Origin of the sequence: Streptomyces sp. NPDC059166, assembly GCF_042755185.1 — a bacterium.
Classification (GTDB): Bacteria; Actinomycetota; Actinomycetes; order Streptomycetales; family Streptomycetaceae; genus Streptomyces.
The window spans coordinates 21763-39005 of record NZ_JBHZCI010000055.1; the positions used below are offsets into that span (position 1 = coordinate 21763).

The 17243-nt window shown below is 72.1% G+C and carries 15 protein-coding genes; 7 read left to right on the forward strand and 8 right to left on the reverse strand.

Translation table 11 applies throughout. The features are described from left to right. Positions 1 to 64: 64 nt before the first annotated feature. Positions 65 to 4780, reverse strand: a complete 4716-nt coding sequence (locus ACFXOA_RS29500; protein WP_385034759.1) for a DEAD/DEAH box helicase — start codon at positions 4778 to 4780, stop codon at positions 65 to 67. Between the two features lie 125 nt (positions 4781 to 4905). On the opposite strand from ACFXOA_RS29500, the gene ACFXOA_RS29505 reads away from it, so the two are divergent. From ACFXOA_RS29505 to ACFXOA_RS29515, 3 genes are read left to right on the forward strand one after another with little or no spacing between them, the layout of a single operon-like run. Continuing rightward, a complete protein-coding gene (locus ACFXOA_RS29505) occupies positions 4906 to 5763 on the forward strand; it encodes an AraC family transcriptional regulator (protein ID WP_385034761.1) in 858 nt (285 codons plus the stop codon). A 10-nt stretch (positions 5764 to 5773) separates the two neighbouring features. Then, a complete protein-coding gene (locus ACFXOA_RS29510) occupies positions 5774 to 6622 on the forward strand; it encodes an AzlC family ABC transporter permease (protein ID WP_385034762.1) in 849 nt (282 codons plus the stop codon). Next, entirely contained in the window at positions 6619 to 6924 is a 306-nt protein-coding gene (locus ACFXOA_RS29515; protein WP_385034764.1) for an AzlD domain-containing protein, read from the forward strand. The genes ACFXOA_RS29510 and ACFXOA_RS29515 overlap by 4 nt, the downstream gene beginning before the upstream one ends. Before the next feature lie 125 nt (positions 6925 to 7049). Here the strand turns inward: ACFXOA_RS29515 and ACFXOA_RS29520 are convergent, their stop codons facing one another. Further along, positions 7050 to 7964: a hypothetical protein gene (locus ACFXOA_RS29520; RefSeq protein WP_385034766.1), complete on the reverse strand. Its 915-nt coding sequence runs from the start codon at positions 7962 to 7964 to the stop codon at positions 7050 to 7052. Positions 7965 to 8043: 79 nt separating this feature from the next. Between ACFXOA_RS29520 and ACFXOA_RS29525 the strand changes: the two genes are divergently transcribed. From ACFXOA_RS29525 to recX, 4 genes are all read left to right on the forward strand, one after another. Beyond that, entirely contained in the window at positions 8044 to 8238 is a 195-nt protein-coding gene (locus ACFXOA_RS29525; protein ID WP_385034768.1) for a DUF3046 domain-containing protein, read from the forward strand. A gap of 197 nt (positions 8239 to 8435) precedes the next feature. Then, positions 8436 to 9560 carry an AI-2E family transporter gene (locus ACFXOA_RS29530; protein WP_385034781.1) on the forward strand — a complete coding sequence of 375 codons (1125 nt, stop codon included), beginning with the start codon at positions 8436 to 8438 and terminating at the stop codon, positions 9558 to 9560. A 369-nt stretch (positions 9561 to 9929) separates the two neighbouring features. Next, complete coding sequence (gene recA, locus ACFXOA_RS29535) at positions 9930 to 11060, forward strand: recombinase RecA (RefSeq protein WP_385034770.1); 1131 nt, start codon at positions 9930 to 9932, stop codon at positions 11058 to 11060. A 3-nt stretch (positions 11061 to 11063) separates the two neighbouring features. After that, positions 11064 to 11750 (forward strand): recombination regulator RecX, encoded by a 687-nt coding sequence (gene recX / locus ACFXOA_RS29540; RefSeq protein WP_385034772.1) that lies wholly within the window; start codon positions 11064 to 11066, stop codon positions 11748 to 11750. Between the two features lie 382 nt (positions 11751 to 12132). Here recX and ACFXOA_RS29545 read toward each other — a convergent pair whose 3' ends face one another. From ACFXOA_RS29545 to ACFXOA_RS29570, 6 genes are all read right to left on the reverse strand, one after another. Next, the gene (locus tag ACFXOA_RS29545; protein ID WP_385034774.1) at positions 12133 to 12951 is read right to left on the reverse strand and encodes a hypothetical protein; all 819 of its coding nucleotides are present in this window, start codon (positions 12949 to 12951) and stop codon (positions 12133 to 12135) included. A 202-nt stretch (positions 12952 to 13153) separates the two neighbouring features. Beyond that, positions 13154 to 13561: a rhodanese-like domain-containing protein gene (locus tag ACFXOA_RS29550; RefSeq protein WP_385034776.1), complete on the reverse strand. Its 408-nt coding sequence runs from the start codon at positions 13559 to 13561 to the stop codon at positions 13154 to 13156. Further along, entirely contained in the window at positions 13558 to 14214 is a 657-nt protein-coding gene (locus ACFXOA_RS29555; RefSeq protein ID WP_385034777.1) for a cysteine dioxygenase, read from the reverse strand. The genes ACFXOA_RS29550 and ACFXOA_RS29555 overlap by 4 nt, the downstream gene beginning before the upstream one ends. Before the next feature lie 103 nt (positions 14215 to 14317). After that, the gene (locus ACFXOA_RS29560) at positions 14318 to 14404 is read right to left on the reverse strand and encodes a putative leader peptide (protein ID WP_362674910.1); all 87 of its coding nucleotides are present in this window, start codon (positions 14402 to 14404) and stop codon (positions 14318 to 14320) included. Between the two features lie 32 nt (positions 14405 to 14436). Then, complete coding sequence (locus ACFXOA_RS29565) at positions 14437 to 16068, reverse strand: FAD-dependent monooxygenase (protein ID WP_385034779.1); 1632 nt, start codon at positions 16066 to 16068, stop codon at positions 14437 to 14439. Positions 16069 to 16394: 326 nt separating this feature from the next. Then, on the reverse strand, positions 16395 to 17231 hold the full coding sequence (locus tag ACFXOA_RS29570; protein ID WP_385034784.1) for a transposase: 837 nt from the start codon (positions 17229 to 17231) through the stop codon (positions 16395 to 16397). Between the last annotated feature and the right edge of the window lie 12 nt (positions 17232 to 17243).

A 17243-nucleotide genomic window follows, 5' to 3' on the forward strand; every position in this document is an offset into this window, starting at 1 on the left:
ACCACCCGTGATGCTTCCCCGCACCGCGGGGCAGGGCCGATCGTGGACAGGGCCGCGCCGGGACTCACGCACGCAGGCGCAGCCCGCGGGGCGTGGCGAGGAATCCGGCCGCCTCCAGGGCGCGGCCCAGCGGTGAGGTGAGGGAGGAGGCACCGTTCGTGCGCTCCACCGTGACCGTGCCCAGTGAACCCGCGCGGGCCGCCGACGCCAGCGCCTCGGCGCCGGCCCGCAGCGCCGGGTCGTCGGGGTCGGTCGCCCAGGCGAGCAAGGACTTGCCGCCCCGCTCCATGTACAGGGTCAGCTCGCCGTCCACCAGCACGACCAGCGAGCCGGCCTTCCGGCCCGGTTTGTGGCCCGCTCCGTCGGGCGACTCGGGCCACGGCAGGGCCGCGCCGTACGCGTTGGCGGGGTCGGCTGCGGCGAGGACCAGTGCGCGGGGGGCGGTGCCGGGCGCTGCGCGGTCGCGGGCGGTGGCGGTCGCCCTCAAACGGTCCACGGCGCCCTCCATGGCGAACTGGGCCGCCCCCAGCCCTTCCACCACGTAGCCCCGGCGGGCCTGGCCGCTGTCCTCGAACGCGGCGAGGACCCGGTAGACCGCCGAGAACCCGCCCTCGACACCCTCGGCCTGCACCGCGCCCCGGGTCACCACCCCATGGCGGTCCAGGAGCGTACGCGCCAGCGCGTGCGCGCGATGGGTCGGCTCGGGCTCGGCCGGGGACAGCAGCGACCAGCGTCCCGACACGGTGGGCGGACCCGTGCGGGAGGCCGGACGTGCCGCCGAGGTCAGTGAGCCGTACCGCCCGCGTGGCACGGTGCGCCTGGCCCGGTGGGCGGTGGACCCGGCGGTGCGGCCCGACCCGAGGAGGGAGCGAAGCGGAGCGAGGGTGTCGTTGGTGAGGCGCCCGGACCACACGAGGTCCCAGATGGCGTCGGCCAGTTGGGGATCGGTGCAGTCAGGGTGCGTCGTGGCGCGGACCTGCTCGGCGATCTGGCGGAAGAAGAGTCCGAAGCCACCGGAGAGGATGGTGAGCACCGACTCGTGCAGCGCGGTCGTCTCCAGCGGGTGGGGCGGTGGAAGGAGCAGGGGCGCACTGTCGGCCAGGTGGACGGAGAGCCATCCGTCCTTGCCGGGGAGAGCTCCCGCACCGGCCCAGACGATCTCCCCGGTGGTGGTCAGTTCGTCGAGCATGGCCGGGGTGTAGCCCATGACCCGGCTCGGCAGGATCAGCTTCTCCAGCGCGGACGCGGGGACCGGGGCGCCCTGCAACTGCTCGACGGCCCGGGCCAGTCCGTCGATCCCGCGGAGGCTGTGGTCGCCCAGGTGCTGCCACTGGGGGAGGAAGGCGGCGAGCGCCGAGGGAGGTACCGGCTCCAGTTCCTCGCGGAGCGCGGCCAGCGAACGGCGGCGCAGTCGGCGAAGGACCGTCGCGTCGCACCACTCCTGGCCGATGCCGGCGGGGTGGAACTCACCCTGGACGACGCGGCCCGACGCGGCGAGGCGCTGGAGCGCCCCGTCGGTCACGGCGGTGCCGAGGCCGAAACGGGCCGCCGCCTGGGCGCTGGTGAAGGGGCCGTGCGTGCGCGCGTACCGGGCGAGGAGATCTCCGAGCGGATCCTTGACGGGTTCGGTGAACGCCTCGGGGACACCCACCGGAAGGGCCGTGCCGAGGGCGTCGCGCAGCCTGCCCGCGTCTTCGACCGCGGCCCAGTGGGGTGATCCGCCGACACGGACCTGGATCGCGCGTCTCGACGCCTCCAGTTCCGCCGGCCAACCGGACTCCGCACCGCGCTCGGTGAGTTCGGCGGTGGTGAGGGGGCCGAGAACGCGCAGGAGATCGGCAACCCCCTCCACGTCCTTGATCTTCCTGTCGTCGGTCAGCCACTGCAGCTCCCTCTCCAGCTCGGCGAGGACATCCGCGTCGAGCAGCTCGCGCAGCTCCGCCCGGCCGAGCAGCTCGGCCAGGAGGTGGGAGTCGAGGGAGAGTGCCGCGGCGCGCCGCTCGGCGAGGGGGGAGTCTCCCTCGTAGAGGAACTGCGCGACATAGCCGAAGAGGAGGGAACGGGCGAACGGCGAGGGCTCGGGTGTGGTCACCTCGACCAGTCGGACGCGGCGGGACTCCAGATCGCCCATCAGTTCCGTCAGCCCCGGTACGTCGAACACGTCCTGCAGGCATTCACGTACCGCTTCGAGGACGATCGGGAAGGAGCCGAACTCGGAGGCCACCTGCAGCAGCTGGGACGCGCGCTGGCGCTGCTGCCACAGCGGGGTGCGCTTGCCGGGGCTCCTGCGCGGCAGCAGGAGGGCGCGTGCCGCGCACTCGCGGAAGCGGGAGGCGAACAGGGCCGAGCCGCCGACCTGGTCGGTGACGAGGTCGCTGATCTCCCCCTGGTCGAACACCACGTCCGCGGCACTCACCGGCGGCTGGTCGCCGTCGGGGCCCAGGGCGGGCACGACGGGACCGGTGCGGGTGGAACCGGTGTCCGGGCCTTCACCCGAACGGGCCTGGGCGGGGTCGAAGTCCAGGAGATCGAGGCCCATCAGATCCGCGTCGGGCAGCTTCAGCACGATGCCGTCGTCCGCGTGCATGACCTGCGCGTCCACGCCGTAGCGCTCCCCGAGCCGGGCGGACAGGGCGAGTGCCCACGGGGCGTGCACCTGGGCGCCGAACGGCGAGTGCACCACGATCCGCCAGTCGCCGAGCTCGTCCCGGAACCGCTCGACGAGCACCGTCCGGTCGTCTGGGACATGACCGCAGGCGCGACGCTGTTCGTCGAGGTAGGACAGGACGTTGTCCGCGGCCCAGGCGTCCAGCCCGGCGGCCAGCAGCCGCAGCCTGGCGTCCTCTCCGGAGAGGGCGCCGATCTCCCGGAGGAACGCTCCAAGCGCACGGCCCAGCTCCAGCGGACGGCCGAGCTGGTCGCCCTTCCAGAACGGCAGCCTGCCGGGAACCCCGGGCGCGGGGGAGACGAGTACCCGGTCCCTGGTGATGTCCTCGATCCGCCAGGACGTGGTGCCCAGGGTGAAGACGTCACCGACCCGGGACTCGTAGACCATCTCCTCGTCGAGCTCGCCGACGCGGCCGCCGCCCTTCTTCGGGTCGGCGCCGGCGAGGAAGACGCCGAAGAGCCCGCGGTCGGGAATCGTGCCGCCCGAGGTCACGGCGAGCCGCTGGGCACCGGGACGGCCGGTGACCGTGCCGGTGACGCGGTCCCACACCACACGGGGCCGCAGCTCGGCGAAGGCGTCGGACGGATAGCGGCCGGCGAGCATGTCGAGCACCGCGGTGAACGCGGACTCGGGCAGCGAGGCGAAAGGCGCCGCCCGCCGGGCCAGGGCGAGCAGGTCGTCGGCCTGCCGGCTGTCCAGCGCGACAGCGGCGACGATCTGCTGGGCCAGCACGTCCAGTGGATTGGACGGGATCCGCAGCGCCTCGATGGCACCTTCCCGCATCCGTTCGGTGACGACGGCGGCCTGCACCAGGTCGCCCCGGTACTTGGGGAAGACCACTCCCGTGGACACCGCGCCGACCTGGTGCCCGGCGCGGCCCACCCGCTGCAGCCCCGAGGCGACCGACGGGGGTGACTCGACCTGGATCACCAGGTCGACCGCACCCATGTCGATGCCGAGCTCCAGGCTGGAGGTGGCGACGACGGCGGGCAGCCTGCCTGCCTTGAGGTCCTCCTCGACCTGCGTCCGCTGTTCCTTGGAGACGGAGCCGTGGTGGGCGCGTGCGAGGACCGCGGGTGCCCCCTTCGCGGCGCCGGACTGGGCCATGACCTGGGCGGGGGAGTGGGCCTCAGGCAGGCGCTCTCCCGCCTCTCCCGTCTCTCCGGCGGCGAGGGCCGCCTCAGCGGCGCGCTCGTGCGCGATCTCGTTCAGCCGGTTGCACAGACGCTCCGCGAGCCGCCGGGAGTTGGCGAAGACGATGGTGGAGCGGTGCGACTGGACGAGATCGGCGATGCGCTCCTCGACATGCGGCCAGATCGACGGCTTCTCGGCCTGCCCGCCCTCCTCGCCCGTCGCGGCGGAACCGCTCAGCTCGCCGAGATCCTCCACCGGAACCACCACGGAGAGGTCGAACTCCTTGGCCGACGGTGGCTGGACGATCTCCACCTTGCGCTGTGGCGACAGGAATCGCGCGACCTCGTCGACCGGGCGGACCGTCGCCGACAGGCCGATACGGCGCGCCGGCCTCGGCAGCAGCTCGTCCAGCCGCTCCAGGGACACGGCGAGATGGGCGCCGCGCTTCGTCCCCGCGACGGCGTGCACCTCGTCGACGATCACCGTCTCGATCCCGGCCAGGGCGTCCCGCGCGGAGGACGTGAGCATCAGGAACAGCGACTCAGGGGTGGTGATCAGGATGTCCGGCGGCCTGCTGGCCATCGAGCGGCGCTCGGACGCGGGGGTGTCACCGGACCGGATTCCCACCCGCACCTCCGGCTCGGGCAGGCCGAGGCGCACCGACTCCTGCCGGATACCCGTGAGCGGAGAGCGCAGATTCCGCTCGACGTCCACGGCGAGCGCCTTCATCGGGGAGACGTACAGAACCCGGCAGCGCTTCTTCGCCTCTGCGGGCGGCGGGGAGGCCGCCAGCCGGTCCAGGGAGGCCAGGAACGCCGCGAGCGTCTTGCCCGATCCCGTCGGCGCGACGACCAGGACGTCCGAGCCCGCGCCGATGGCCCGCCAGGCACCCTCCTGCGCCGCGGTGGGGGCGTCGAAGGCGGACGTGAACCAGCCGCGGGTGGCGGGCGAGAACGAATCGAGTGCGGAACCGGCCATGCCCCCCATCGTGCACCCCACCACCGACAACAGCCGGTGGACGCCGATTCCGGCGGTCGTCCCGCGCGTGGCGCAGCGGGCCGTCCAGGGGCACGCGTACCGCCGGGACCTGCGAGAATGCCCGTATGGCGGAGAAGGACAGGGAGTGGGCGAGGCACTGGCAGCACGCCGAACTGCCCGGCGTCGACCTGCTCCGCGCACGGTACGTCCGCCACACCTTCCCGCGGCACAGTCACGAGGGTTACGTCCTCGCCGCGGTCACCAGTGGCGTCGAGGAGGTGGGCGTCCCCGGCGGCACGGTGCGCGCCGGGCCCGGCACGGTTCTGATGATCAACCCCGAGGTCCCGCACTCGGCGCGCGCCGGAACGCCCGAGGGATGGGTGTACGACACCCTCTACCCCTCCGCCCAGCTGGTCAACGACGTCGCCGCCGAGATGACCAGCGCGCGCGGGACAGCCGGATTCACCGAGACCGGAGTCAGCGACCCGCGCGCCGTCCGGCTCATCAGCCAGGTTCACCGTGCTGCGGAGGAGGGCAACGCCCTCGCCGCCGACAGCGTCCTGCGTGTCATGGTGGCTCAGCTGCTGGACCGCCACGGTGGCCCGCTGCCGACGAGGACACCCCGGTCCGCGGGGGCCGGGGACGCGGCCCGGGCCCGTGCCGTGCTCGAGGAGCGCATGGCACGGCCGCCGACCCTGGAAGCGCTCGCCTCCGAGCTGGGCACCAGCCCCTTCGCCCTGCTGCGCGCCTTCAGGAAGCGGTACGGGATGCCCCCGCACACCTGGCTGACCGACGCCCGCGTACGCCGGGCGCGCAGCCTGCTCGACAGGGGAACCGCACCGGCCGAGGCCGCGGTCGCCGTGGGCTTCTCCGACCAGCCCCACCTCAACCGTCACTTCACCCGGATCGTCGGGGTCCCTCCCGGCGCCTACCGGCGCGAGCGCGCAGGAACGTACAAGACCGGCGGAACCCTCTCCCCGTAGCTTCGCGATCGTGGCAGAACAGACAGCACCCCCGCAGAGCACGGCCGCCATGGAGGCGGCCACGGAGAAACCGGACGCGGTCACCGAGAAACCGGACGCCGCCACGGAGAAGCCGGACGCGGCCACGGAGAAGCCGGACGCCGCGGTCGTCCGCGACGCACTCGGCGTGGGCATAGCCGTGGGTCTCTCCGGCTTCGCCTTCGGAGTGACCTCCGCGGGCTCGGGACTCTCCCTCCTCCAGACCTGCGCCCTGAGCCTGCTCGTCTTCACCGGCGCATCCCAGTTCGCGCTCGTGGGCGCCCTCGCCGCGGGCGGGAATCCGTACACCGCAGCGGCCGGCGCCTTCTTCCTCGGCATCCGCAACGCGTTCTACGGGTTGCGGCTCTCCCAGCTCCTCGCGCTGCCGCGCGCGCTGCGCCCCCTGGCGGCCCAGTGGGTCATCGACGAGACGACCGCGGTCACTCTGCCGCAGCCGACCCGCCGGGCCGCCCGCATCGGGTTCACCGTCACGGGTCTCACCCTGTACACCCTGTGGAACCTGACCACGCTCGTCGGAGCGCTCGGGGCGAAGGCCCTCGGCGACACGGACGCCTGGGGCCTCGACGCGGCCAGCCCCGCGGTGTTCCTCGCCCTGCTCGCGCCCATGCTGAGCTCCACCACCGAACGCGTCACCGCGGGACTCGCCGTCCTGCTCGTCCTGGGCCTCCTGCCGGTGCTCCCGGCGGGCGCACCCGTACTCGTCTCCGCCCTGGCCGCCCCGGTGGTCCTCTTCCTGCGGGGCCGGGGCGGTAAGGGCGGCCACGGCACGGGCATCACGGACACCACCACCGCCGAGACCACGCCCGGGGAGGGCCGATGAACGTCTGGATCGCGATCGGGCTCACCGCCGTCGGCTGCTACCTGGCCAAACTGCTCGGACTGCTGGTCCCCGCGGGGGCTCTGGAACGGCCCCTCGTGCAGCGGATGGCGGCGCTCCTGCCGGTGGCGCTGCTGGCCGCCCTCACGGCCCAGCAGACCTTCGGGGACGCCCAGCACCTGGTGCTGGACGCCAGAGCGGCCGGCCTCGGCGCGGCGGCCCTCGCCCTCGTCCTGAGGGCCCCCTTCCTCGTGGTCGTGGGCTCCGCCGTCGTGGTCACCGCCCTCGCGCGCGCACTGTTCTGACGCGCACGGTTCTGAACGGCGCCGGGGGCCGCCCGCGCGATCCGTCCGAGGAGTCCCGGGAGTCCTGGGAGTCCTGGGAGTCCTGGGAGTCCTGGGAGTCCTGGGAGTCCTGGGAGTCCGGTGAGTCAACGCAGTGCACGGCCGTACGCCTGGAGTGTCCGCAGAGCCCTCAGGGTCACGATGGGCCGGCCCTCCAGTGCGGTTCCCGGCGCCCACTGCCGCCAGTTGACAGGCCAGCCGCCGTCGTCCTGCTGCTCCGCCGCGAGATGGTCCAGCGAGCTCTGCAGTTCGCCGTCGCTGAACCAGTGGCGGGCGAGCGATCCGGGAGTGCGGGCGTAGTCGTGGGGGAAGTGATGCTCCCCCGGGGCGTATCCAGGTGCCACCGGGGCGTCGGTGGTGCGCCGGGGATCGAGTACCGCCAGGCCTTGCCCGCGGACCAGCCGCCCCAGCCGCTCGGCCGCCGATTCGGCACGCGCACGGTCCGGGACACCGTCCAGGAAGGCGACGGCGGCCTCGATCTCGTACGGATGGGACTGCTCCAGCCCTTCCACCGCGGCCCAGCAGAAGTCGGTGGCGCGGAACAGCCACGCGTGCCACACCTGGTTGCGGTGCAGCATCCCCACCACCGGTCCCGTCGCGAGCAGATCGGCGGGCGGATCGTCGACGACGGGGATGAACGGGGCGGCCGGATACCCCCGCTGCGAGGGATGGAGCGCGGGCAGCGCGCCCTCCTTCGTGGACACGTCCGTCAGATAGCGGCAGATCCGCTCCACCCGCAGACCACCGCAGCGCCCGATCGAGTCGAGGACGCTCAGCGCGTGTGCGGTGTGCAGCGGCTGGCTGACCGGACCGCGGAGATCCGGCTCCAGGGCGTGACCGTAGCCCCCGTCCTCGTTCCGGTAGGCGCTCAGAGCCGTCTCGACGCTGTCGGCGCTCCCGCCGAGGAAGAGATGGGCGAACCGCCGTTGCTCGAGGACGCGTGCGGTGAGCCAGATGAACCGCTCCGCGCGGGCGAGGGGATGTGCTCCGGTTCCAGCCATGGTCCGACCGTAGAGGGGAAACCGCCTCGGCAGGGGCCTCGCGGCCCGTCTGCACTCTCAGGAGCGGGATACTGAGGGCATGCGGTTGACGATTTTCTGGGAACGGATGGCCGAACACTTCGGAGCGGCGTACGCCGACTCCTTCGCGCGCGACCATGTGATGGCCGAGCTCGGCGGGCGCACGGTCCACGAGGCTCTGGCCGCCGGCTGGGAGACCAAGGACGTCTGGCGCGGGGTCTGCGCGGCCGTAGGCATCCCCCCGGAGAAGCGCTGACCCGCAGGACGCCGTCGTACCGGCCGCGCCGTCGCCTGCATCGCCGGGCGCCGGTGCGGTGACCGGCCGTCACCACGGTGAGCGAGACTTGTCCCGTGGCACCGACAGACGAGACCGCCCAGACCCAGCCGCCCTCCTCGCCGCCCGTCCCGCCGGCCGCACCACCGAATCCACCGCCGGGCACCGGACCCGCCCGGATGCCCGGGTGGCTGCCGCGCGCGATGGTCCTGGCGCTGGCGCTCTACGGGTGCTTCCACCTGGGAAGCTGGGCCTTCTACCAGCTCGTCGGGCTGCTGACCAACGTCCTCATCGCCTTCTTCCTGGCCCTGGCCATCGAGCCCGCCGTCAGCCGCATGGCCGGGCGCGGCATGCGGCGGGGGCTCGCCACATTCCTTGTCTTCCTGGCGGTGCTGGTCGTCGGCGCCGGATTCGTCGTCCTGCTCGGCTCGATGCTCGCCGGGCAGATCGTCGACATGGTCGAGGAGTTCCCCAAATACCTCGACTCGGTGATCAACTGGGTCAACGACACCTTCCGCACGGACCTCTCCCGCGTCGAGGTGCAGGACAGCGTGCTGCACTCCGACTGGCTCCAGAAGTACGTGCAGAACAGTGCGACCGGCGTACTCGATGTGTCCACGACCGTGCTCGGCGGACTCTTCCGGCTGCTGACGATCTTCCTGTTCTCGTTCTACTTCGCGGCCGACGGCCCCCGCCTGCGCAGGGCGCTGTGCTCCGTCCTGCCCCCCTCGCGGCAGGCCGAGGTGCTGCGCGCCTGGGAGATCGCGGTGGACAAGACCGGCGGATACATCTACTCACGCGGGCTGATGGCGCTGATCTCCGGCGTCGCCCACTACGTCCTGCTGGTGGTACTCGGGGTCCCCTACGCCCCGGCACTGGCGGTCTGGGTCGGTCTCGTCTCGCAGTTCATCCCCACGATCGGGACGTATCTCGCCGGGGCGCTGCCGATGCTGATCGCCTTCACCGTCAACCCCTGGTACGCGCTGTGGGTACTCGGTTTCGTCGTGGTCTACCAGCAGTTCGAGAACTACGTGCTGCAGCCCAAGCTGACGTCCAGGACGGTGGACATCCACCCCGCGGTCGCCTTCGGTTCGGTCGTCGCCGGCACCGCGCTGATGGGTGCCGTCGGGGCGCTGATCGCCATTCCCGCGGTGGCGACGCTGCAGGCCTTCCTGGGCGCGTACGTGAAGCGCTACGACGTGACGGACGACCCGAGGGTGCACGGCGGCCACCGAGGGCGCCGCGGCGAACCGGTGCTGCCGAGGGTCCTCCGGGCGGTCAGGCGGAGGTACCGCAGGGGGTGAGGCGGCCGAGGGGCTGTCCCGGCTGTGTCCGGTGGATCAGCGTGTGGCTGCGGACGGTACACCGCACGGCGGAGGGACGTCCGCATACTGGATGTGTGAGGGCGTTCCGGCACGTGGCGAGGCGCCGCGGTCGGCGCCGCGCGCCCGCCGGGCACCGGGGGAGAGCCCTTGCGGCTCGGTGGTGTCGACCCGGCGTGGTTCACTTGACACCAAAATCGAACATCCATTCTCATGGAATTCCGGCCGGGTTTTTCCGGTCCCGGCCGTGGAGTTGTCCACAGGCCGGGAGGACGTCGAGGCCCATTGTCAGTGGCAGGGGTTAGCGTCTGTGACGTGAAGCGATCGACTCAAGCAAATCGGGTGGAACCCATGGCAGGAACCGACCGCGAGAAGGCGCTCGACGCCGCGCTCGCACAGATTGAACGGCAATTCGGCAAGGGCGCCGTGATGCGCCTCGGTGAGCGGCCGAACGAACCGGTCGAGGTGATCCCGACCGGGTCCACGGCGCTCGACGTCGCGCTCGGCGTCGGTGGTCTGCCCCGCGGCCGTGTGGTGGAGGTGTACGGCCCGGAGTCCTCCGGTAAGACGACGCTGACCCTGCACGCGGTGGCCAACGCCCAGAAACTCGGTGGCTCGGTCGCGTTCATCGACGCGGAGCACGCCCTCGACCCGGAGTACGCGAAGAAGCTCGGTGTCGACATCGACAACCTGATCCTCTCGCAGCCGGACAATGGCGAGCAGGCTCTGGAGATCGTGGACATGCTCGTCCGCTCCGGCGCGCTGGACCTGATCGTCATCGACTCCGTGGCGGCACTGGTGCCCCGTGCGGAGATCGAGGGCGAGATGGGTGACTCGCACGTGGGTCTGCAGGCCCGCCTGATGAGCCAGGCGCTCCGTAAGATCACCAGTGCCCTCAACCAGTCGAAGACCACCGCGATCTTCATCAACCAGCTCCGGGAGAAGATCGGAGTGATGTTCGGCTCCCCGGAGACCACGACCGGTGGCCGGGCCCTGAAGTTCTACGCCTCGGTGCGTCTGGACATCCGCCGGATCGAGACCCTCAAGGACGGCACGGACGCGGTGGGCAACCGCACCCGCGTCAAGGTCGTCAAGAACAAGGTCGCCCCGCCCTTCAAGCAGGCCGAATTCGACATCCTCTACGGCCAGGGCATCAGCCGCGAGGGCGGCCTGATCGACATGGGCGTGGAGCACGGCTTCGTCCGTAAGGCCGGCGCCTGGTACACGTACGAGGGTGACCAGCTCGGGCAGGGCAAGGAGAACGCCCGCAACTTCCTGAAGGACAACCCCGACCTCGCCAACGAGATCGAGAAGAAGATCCTCACCAAGCTCGGTGTGGGGGTCCGTCCGGAGGACGCCGCTGCGGAGCCCGTGGCCGACGCCGTCGCCGGTGCGGCTCCGGCGGAGGGGGCTGCGAAGTCCGTGCCCGCGCCCGCCACCAAGGCGAAGGCGACCAAGGCGACGGCGGCGGCGAAGAGCTAGGCCGTGACACGTCGCACGGAGTGGCCGGGCGCCGACACCGGTGCGGATCCCGGCCCCGAGTACGCGGCGGAGCCCTTCGGTGACCCCGTGGAACCAGGTCGGGGGGCCGGGTTCGGCGAGGCGACCGGTCGGCGTTCCCGCTCCAGAAGCAGCGGTTCCCCCTCCTCGTCGAGGGCCGAGAGGGGGGAACCGCGAGATCCGGTCGAACAGGCGCGCAACATCTGCCTGAGACTGCTGACCGGCACCCCGCGGACCCGGAAGCAGCTGGCCGACGCATTGCGCAAGCGGGAGATCCCCGATGAAGCGGCGGAGGAAGTGCTGTCGCGCTTCGAGGACGTCGGGTTGATCAACGATGCGGCGTTCGCCGACGCCTGGGTGGAGTCCCGCCACCACGGCCGAGGGCTGGCCCGGCGCGCCCTGGTACGAGAGCTCCGTACCAAGGGGGTCGATCCGGCGTTGATCGACGAGGCGGTGGGTCAGCTCGACTCGGAGCAGGAGGAGGAGACGGCCAGGGAGCTCGTCGCACGGAAGCTCCGCTCCACCCGTGGCCTGGACCGCGACAAGCGCCTGCGCCGACTGGCGGGCATGCTCGCGCGCAAGGGCTACGGCGAAGGGATGGCACTGAGGGTGGTGCGCCAGGCGATCGAGGCGGAGGGGGAGGACCCGGAAGGGCTGGACGAGCCCTTCTGAGCGCGCCTGCCCGGGCGGTGCGCCTGTTTGGTTCCGCATCAGGGGCCGATGGCTGAGAGGTGCGCGGGGCGGGGCGTGTGCTTCGCGGGACGGCGCGTGAGGCTGGGCTGTGCCGGTGCTGTGCCGCTGCCGTGGGCGACGTCAGGGAAGGCCGCCCGGATGCCGGTGCTCGGCGAGGGCCCTACGAGGAGCTGGAGGCGCGGGGAATCGCCGGCCGACGAGCCAGGAGCGAAAGGGTGGAGGGGGACGGGAGAGAGGACGAGGCCCGAAGGGCGGGCCTGCCGCGGCGACGGAGGGGGACACCGCGACAGGCCGCGTGGGGCCAGAGGCGGAGCCCGGCACCGTCCGTCCGGGATTGCCGGTGCGCGCGCTCCGTGTGGGATCAGTGTCCAGCCAGGGACGCTCGCCGGATCGTCGAGTCCAGCAGGGCGACGGCGTCGTCGGCGCTGCGTCCGGGGTGCCGGTTCCACGGGCCGATGAGGTCGGTCCAGCCCTGGGAGCGCAGTTCGGTGATGATCCAGGCGCCGGCACGGTCCACGGTTTCCAGAGACCCGTAGCCGAGCCGGTGGGCGGTCAGCATGGCCCCGCAGACACAGCGCGCACCACGGGCGTTGCGCAGTCGGTAAGGCGTGTTCTGCCAGCCCCACTCGGTCAGGATCCGGCGCGCGTATCCGAGGTGGACGGACGGCCGTACGTCGGGCTGCCCGATGCGTCGCCACATGTGCAGGCGTTCCGGGAGGACGGCTCCCAGCCGTCCCGGCAGAGGGCGCTCACGCGGACGGCGCGCAGGCGTGTTCCCCAGCGAGTCCGAGATGAGCTGCTCCACGGGTACGGACAGCAGCTCACGCCAGTCGCCCGGGTGCTTGGCCACCGCCGCGCCCGGCTCCGGGCCGTTCGGATGCTCTGCGTCCCGGCGCCGTTCCCCGCCAGGGCGCTTCGGAGACACGAGGGCGCGAGGCGCGGATGCCGGTGCCTCCGCGCATTTCTGTGTCTGGACGGATGCCTGTGCTTGGACGGATGCCTGTGCCTCTGTCCGTGCCTCTGTCCGTGCCGCTCCAAGGGGAGCGGGCTCCTGCGCGGTTCGCGGCCAGCCCGCGACGATGCGCTGCCAGGCATCCGTGTCGTGCAGCCGGGCGGCCTGTGCGTCGAGCTCGTCCGGGGTGAGCGGGGGTGTTTCCATCGGCGCGACATCTCCGTACATTCCGGTCCTCGGTGATGAGGCGAATGTCCGTCGCGCGTGGGGATTGCTCCACCTGGGAGCAGCGTTCGGGTGTGGGGATCTGCCATTCGGGCCGTTGAGCCGCAGCCCGGCCGGCGACGGGGTAGGTCAGCGGCCGGGCCTTGCCCGGTAGGTGGTGGCGGGTGCCCCGGGACGTACACGGGACCCAGGAGGCGGGGCCTGATCAGGTGACGACGGGGAGCCCCGCGTCGCGCCAGGCCTGGAAGCCGCCGGCCAGGTCCGTGGCCCGGTGGAGCCCCAGCTGACGCAGGGAGGCGACGGCGAGGCTGGAGGCGTACCCCTCGTTGCAGATCACCACGATGCGCAGATCGTGACCCGTGGCCTCGGGAGCGCGATGGCTGCCCAAGGGATCGAGCCGCCACTCCAGCTCGTTGCGCTCGACGACCAGTGCACCCGGGATCAGGCCGTCCGCCTCCCGCAGCGCCGCGTACCGGATGTCGACCAGCAGCGCGCCTTCGGCCGCGGCGGCTGCCGCCTCCTGGGGGCCTACCCGTTCGTACCGGGCACGCACCCGTTCGAGGAGTTCGTCGATACCCGTGGGCTGCGCGGTGTTCCTGGTGCCGTCACTCACTGCCAGTCCTCCGGTCGCTCGGTCTGCTCCAGGCGGAGTACGGCGCCGGTGCGGCTGTAGCGCCGGATCTGAGGCAGGGGCGGGTAGTAGGCGTGCACCGATACGGCGTGCTCGTCCGGCGACTCGTTCAGCACCTCGTGGACGTGGTGACGCCCGAAGGCCCTGCCCTGACCGGTTTCCAGGCGCCGGGTCCTGTCGATGCCCTCGTCGAGTTCGAGGGTCTTCCAGCCGTCGCTCGGGAGCCGGGCGGCCAGGGAGTGCTCCCTCAGCGCGCCCGCGGCGACGGTGAACGCCCCCGTCGACTCGGCATGGTCGTGCCAGCCGGTGCCGGTACCGGGCGGCCAGCTGATCAGCCACGCCTCACTGCCGCCCGGGCCTTCGAGCCGGATCCAGGTACGTTCCCCGGGATCGAGGGGGAGCGAGGCGACCAGGGCACTGTCCTGTGCCGTCCTGCGGACGAAGTCCAGAAGTTCAGCCTCTGTAGGGGGCGTGGTGCCGACAGCCGAACCGGCCGCACCGGCCGCGCCGGCCGGAGGGCGCGACGAGGGCCGGGCGACATCGACCGCGGCAGCGGGGGCACCGGAGAAACGGGACGCCGCCGGAGCGGGTGCGACGGGTGCGGACGCGGGAGTGGAGGGAGAGGACACAGACATGGCTGTGGAGGGAGAGAACACAGAAGACACCGGGACCGTCCAGAGAAGTTCGCGTGGAGGCACGGCTGCCCGCGGAAGGGCGCGGCGTGCCGGGGAAGGCGAGTCAGCTGGACGGGCGACACACGCAGCCCGCATAGCGGACGAGGTCCATATGGACCCTCCGCCACAGGCGCACATCGGTGTCGGTCATGACCTGGAGTACACCACGCACGCCTGGGAGGGTCAATTGACGTCCGCGGTCCTGTCGGAGCCCGCGGGGGCGCGTGAGTCGTCACCGTCCGCGGTCTCAGCGCCGCCGCGCGCCGTGTCCGCCGCCGCGAACAGTTCGCCGGGACGCACTCCGCCGAAGGCGGCGACGAGGTGCCCGTCCGGCCTGACCAGCAGCACCGTGTGGGCGGTCGCTCCCGGATAGCTCTCGGTCACCAGCAGCTCCGCGCGGGCGGGGAGGGCCTCGACCGCGTCGACGAGACGCGGCATGACTCCAGCCGTCAGCCAGTGCCGCCTGTCCCACACCCCCGTGCCCGGTGCGACGAGGACCACCAGCATGTGCCCACGGTCCAGCCTGTCGCGCAGCCGGGACGTCTCCCCGTCCGTCGCGGTCACCCGCACATCGGCGACCGGCGCACCGGGAAGCGTGCCCACGGTGGCGTGCGCCTCGGTGGACCGGGGCGAGAGGGGGGAGTGCGCGTAGGACGGCGGTGCGCCCAGCGGACCGCAGCCCAGATGGCCGTCGGCGAGCAGCGTGTCGTGCCCGCGCGAGCTGCCTGGCACGAGGGCCCGCAGGCCCGCCCCGCCCCGCAGTATCGGCAGCGACTGGTCCGCGGCACGGAGACGGGACGCCACCGCCGCCCTGCGCTCGGCCTGGTAGCTGTCCAGCAGCGTTTCGGCGGCGCCGTGATGCCAGGCATGGGCCAGCTTCCAGGCCAGGTTCCCGGCGTCCCGCAGGCCCTCGTCCAGCCCCTGGGTGCCGAGCGCGCCCAGCAGATGGGCGGCGTCACCCGCGAGGAAGGCACGTTCCGAACGCCAGCTCCTGGCCAGGCGGTGGTGCAGTGTGTACACGCCCGTGTCCAGCAGGTCGTAGGCCGGGGTCTCGCCGCACCAGCCCTCGAGGGTGTCCCGGATCCGGGTGATCAGGGCGTCAGGGGTGACGAGTTCGCCGCGCGGCGGGAGGAGCCAGTCCAGCCGCCAGACGCCGTCCGGCAGCGGGCGCGCGGTGACTTCGGCGCCTCCGGAACGCCACGGCGGGGAGCGGTGCAGCACGGCCTCGCCCGGCCAGGGCAGTTCGGCACGGAGTGCGGCGACGGCGTGGCGCTCCACCGCCGTACGGCCGGGAAACCGGATGTCCAGGAGCTTGCGGACGGTCGAGCGCGCGCCGTCGCAGCCCACCAGAAAACTCCCGCGCCACCAGGTCGATCCGGGGCCCCTGGTGTGCACGGTGACCCCGTGCGGATCCTGCTCGAGGGTGTCGATCCTGCTGAACGGCACGATGGTGACGAGATCGTGCGCGCCGGCCGCGGCCCGGAGCCCGGCTGTCAGCGTGTGCTGGGGCAGATGTACGGGTGAGGGAAGCTGTACGGCCCCCTCCAGCTCGCCCAGCGGGACCGCCCGCACCAACTGCTTGCGCCGCACCGACCGCCAGCCGTTCCAGCGCAGACCCACGTCGTGGACCGCCGGGAAGCCGAGCCGTGCCACCAGTTCCGCCGTGTCCTCGCGCAGCACGACGGTCCGCGCGGGACGCGGCTCGTCCTTGCCCGGGCCTTCGTCGAGGAGCACGGAGGGAACGTCCTGGGCCGCCAGAGCGAGGGACAGGGCCAGTCCTACCGGCCCTTGCCCGACGACGATCACCGGGTCCACGGGGTGATCCCTCCGGCGCCGGTCGTCGAGGTCCAGGGAAGGGAGAGGGGAGCGGCGGGGGTCGTTCGGGGCGGGATCACAGAACGTATGCAACCCACTGTGGGTGCGTGCGTCAAGTGACCCGGGAACGTGGCGGGGGCCTGTGTAGATCGCGTAGACCCTAACCTCGATCTTTCGCGAGGGTCCGCCGACGAGTCGGTGGACCCTTTTGCTTTGCGGAGCTGATGGTGGGCAGGCCGGCGGCCCGGCTGTCGCGTCGGGTGGGCGCCGGGTTCCACTGCCCGGGGGCGGGTGATGTTGTCGTCGGGACGGGCGAAAGGTGCTGGTCAGCCGGGGGTGGGCAGGAGCGCGAGCCGTCCGAGGGCGGTGGTGATCTCGGCGGTCCAGGGCGAGTGCTGGGTGAGGCGGAGGATCCTGCGTCGGCCGGTGGTGATGAGCTGGGCGGCCGTGGAGAACAGGCGGAATCGCAGTCGGCGGGGTTCCCAGAGTCGGGCCTTGCCGGTGAGGGAGAGCATGGGCATCCAGGCCAGCAGGTCGAGGGCGATCTGGACGATCTCGAGCCAGACCTTGTCCTGGGCGGTGGTGTGGAGGGGCATGTTGCGCAGGCCGGTGGCCCGGGCGGCCCGAATCCGGTCCTCGGCCCGGGCTCGCAGCCGGTGACGGAGCTCGAGCTCGGCGATCGGCCGGTCAGGAGTATTGGTCGCGAAGCACGTGATTCGCATGCCGTCCGCGTCCGTGATCCTCAACTGGGCGCCAGGATGGGGCCGTTCCTTTCGGACAATCAGTCGCATGCCCTTGGGCCAGCCGTTGAGGAGTTTGCCGGTGAGCTCGGCGACCCAGGCCCCGTCACGGGCCTCACCGTCGCTCTCGACCGCCGGGGTCCAGGCTGAGGCGGGGACCTTCAGCACGTGTTCGTGGATTGCTTCGGTGATCACCATGCCGACCGAGTAGGACAGCCATCGGCCTCGCCTGGCGAGCCAGGACACGAAGTCGTGGGTGCCGCCCGCGGAGTCGGTGCGGATCAGAGTCTGTCGCCCTCGCCGGTAGTGCTTCGGCAGTTGTGCCAAAGCGAGTTGGGCGGTGTCGGCGTACGGACTTTCCTGGCTCTGGCAAGATTTTCGTAGGCGAAGATCATCTCGGTGGCACGGTCGGCCGGTCCGCATGGTGGGCAGCCT

What these genes read in the sequence shown, in the direction of transcription:
- ACFXOA_RS29500 (WP_385034759.1), bottom strand. Translation starts at nt 4,780, where the DNA reads ATGGCCGGTTCCGCACTCGATTCGTTCTCGCCCGCCACCCGCGGCTGG.
- ACFXOA_RS29505 (WP_385034761.1), top strand. Translation starts at nt 4,906, where the DNA reads ATGGCGGAGAAGGACAGGGAGTGGGCGAGGCACTGGCAGCACGCCGAA.
- ACFXOA_RS29515 (WP_385034764.1), top strand. Translation starts at nt 6,619, where the DNA reads ATGAACGTCTGGATCGCGATCGGGCTCACCGCCGTCGGCTGCTACCTG.
- ACFXOA_RS29520 (WP_385034766.1), bottom strand. Translation starts at nt 7,964, where the DNA reads ATGGCTGGAACCGGAGCACATCCCCTCGCCCGCGCGGAGCGGTTCATC.
- ACFXOA_RS29525 (WP_385034768.1), top strand. Translation starts at nt 8,044, where the DNA reads ATGCGGTTGACGATTTTCTGGGAACGGATGGCCGAACACTTCGGAGCG.
- ACFXOA_RS29530 (WP_385034781.1), top strand. Translation starts at nt 8,436, where the DNA reads ATGCCCGGGTGGCTGCCGCGCGCGATGGTCCTGGCGCTGGCGCTCTAC.
- recA (WP_385034770.1), top strand. Translation starts at nt 9,930, where the DNA reads ATGGCAGGAACCGACCGCGAGAAGGCGCTCGACGCCGCGCTCGCACAG.
- ACFXOA_RS29545 (WP_385034774.1), bottom strand. Translation starts at nt 12,951, where the DNA reads ATGTACGGAGATGTCGCGCCGATGGAAACACCCCCGCTCACCCCGGAC.
- ACFXOA_RS29555 (WP_385034777.1), bottom strand. Translation starts at nt 14,214, where the DNA reads ATGTCTGTGTCCTCTCCCTCCACTCCCGCGTCCGCACCCGTCGCACCC.
- ACFXOA_RS29560 (WP_362674910.1), bottom strand. Translation starts at nt 14,404, where the DNA reads ATGACCGACACCGATGTGCGCCTGTGGCGGAGGGTCCATATGGACCTC.
- ACFXOA_RS29570 (WP_385034784.1), bottom strand. Translation starts at nt 17,231, where the DNA reads ATGCGGACCGGCCGACCGTGCCACCGAGATGATCTTCGCCTACGAAAA.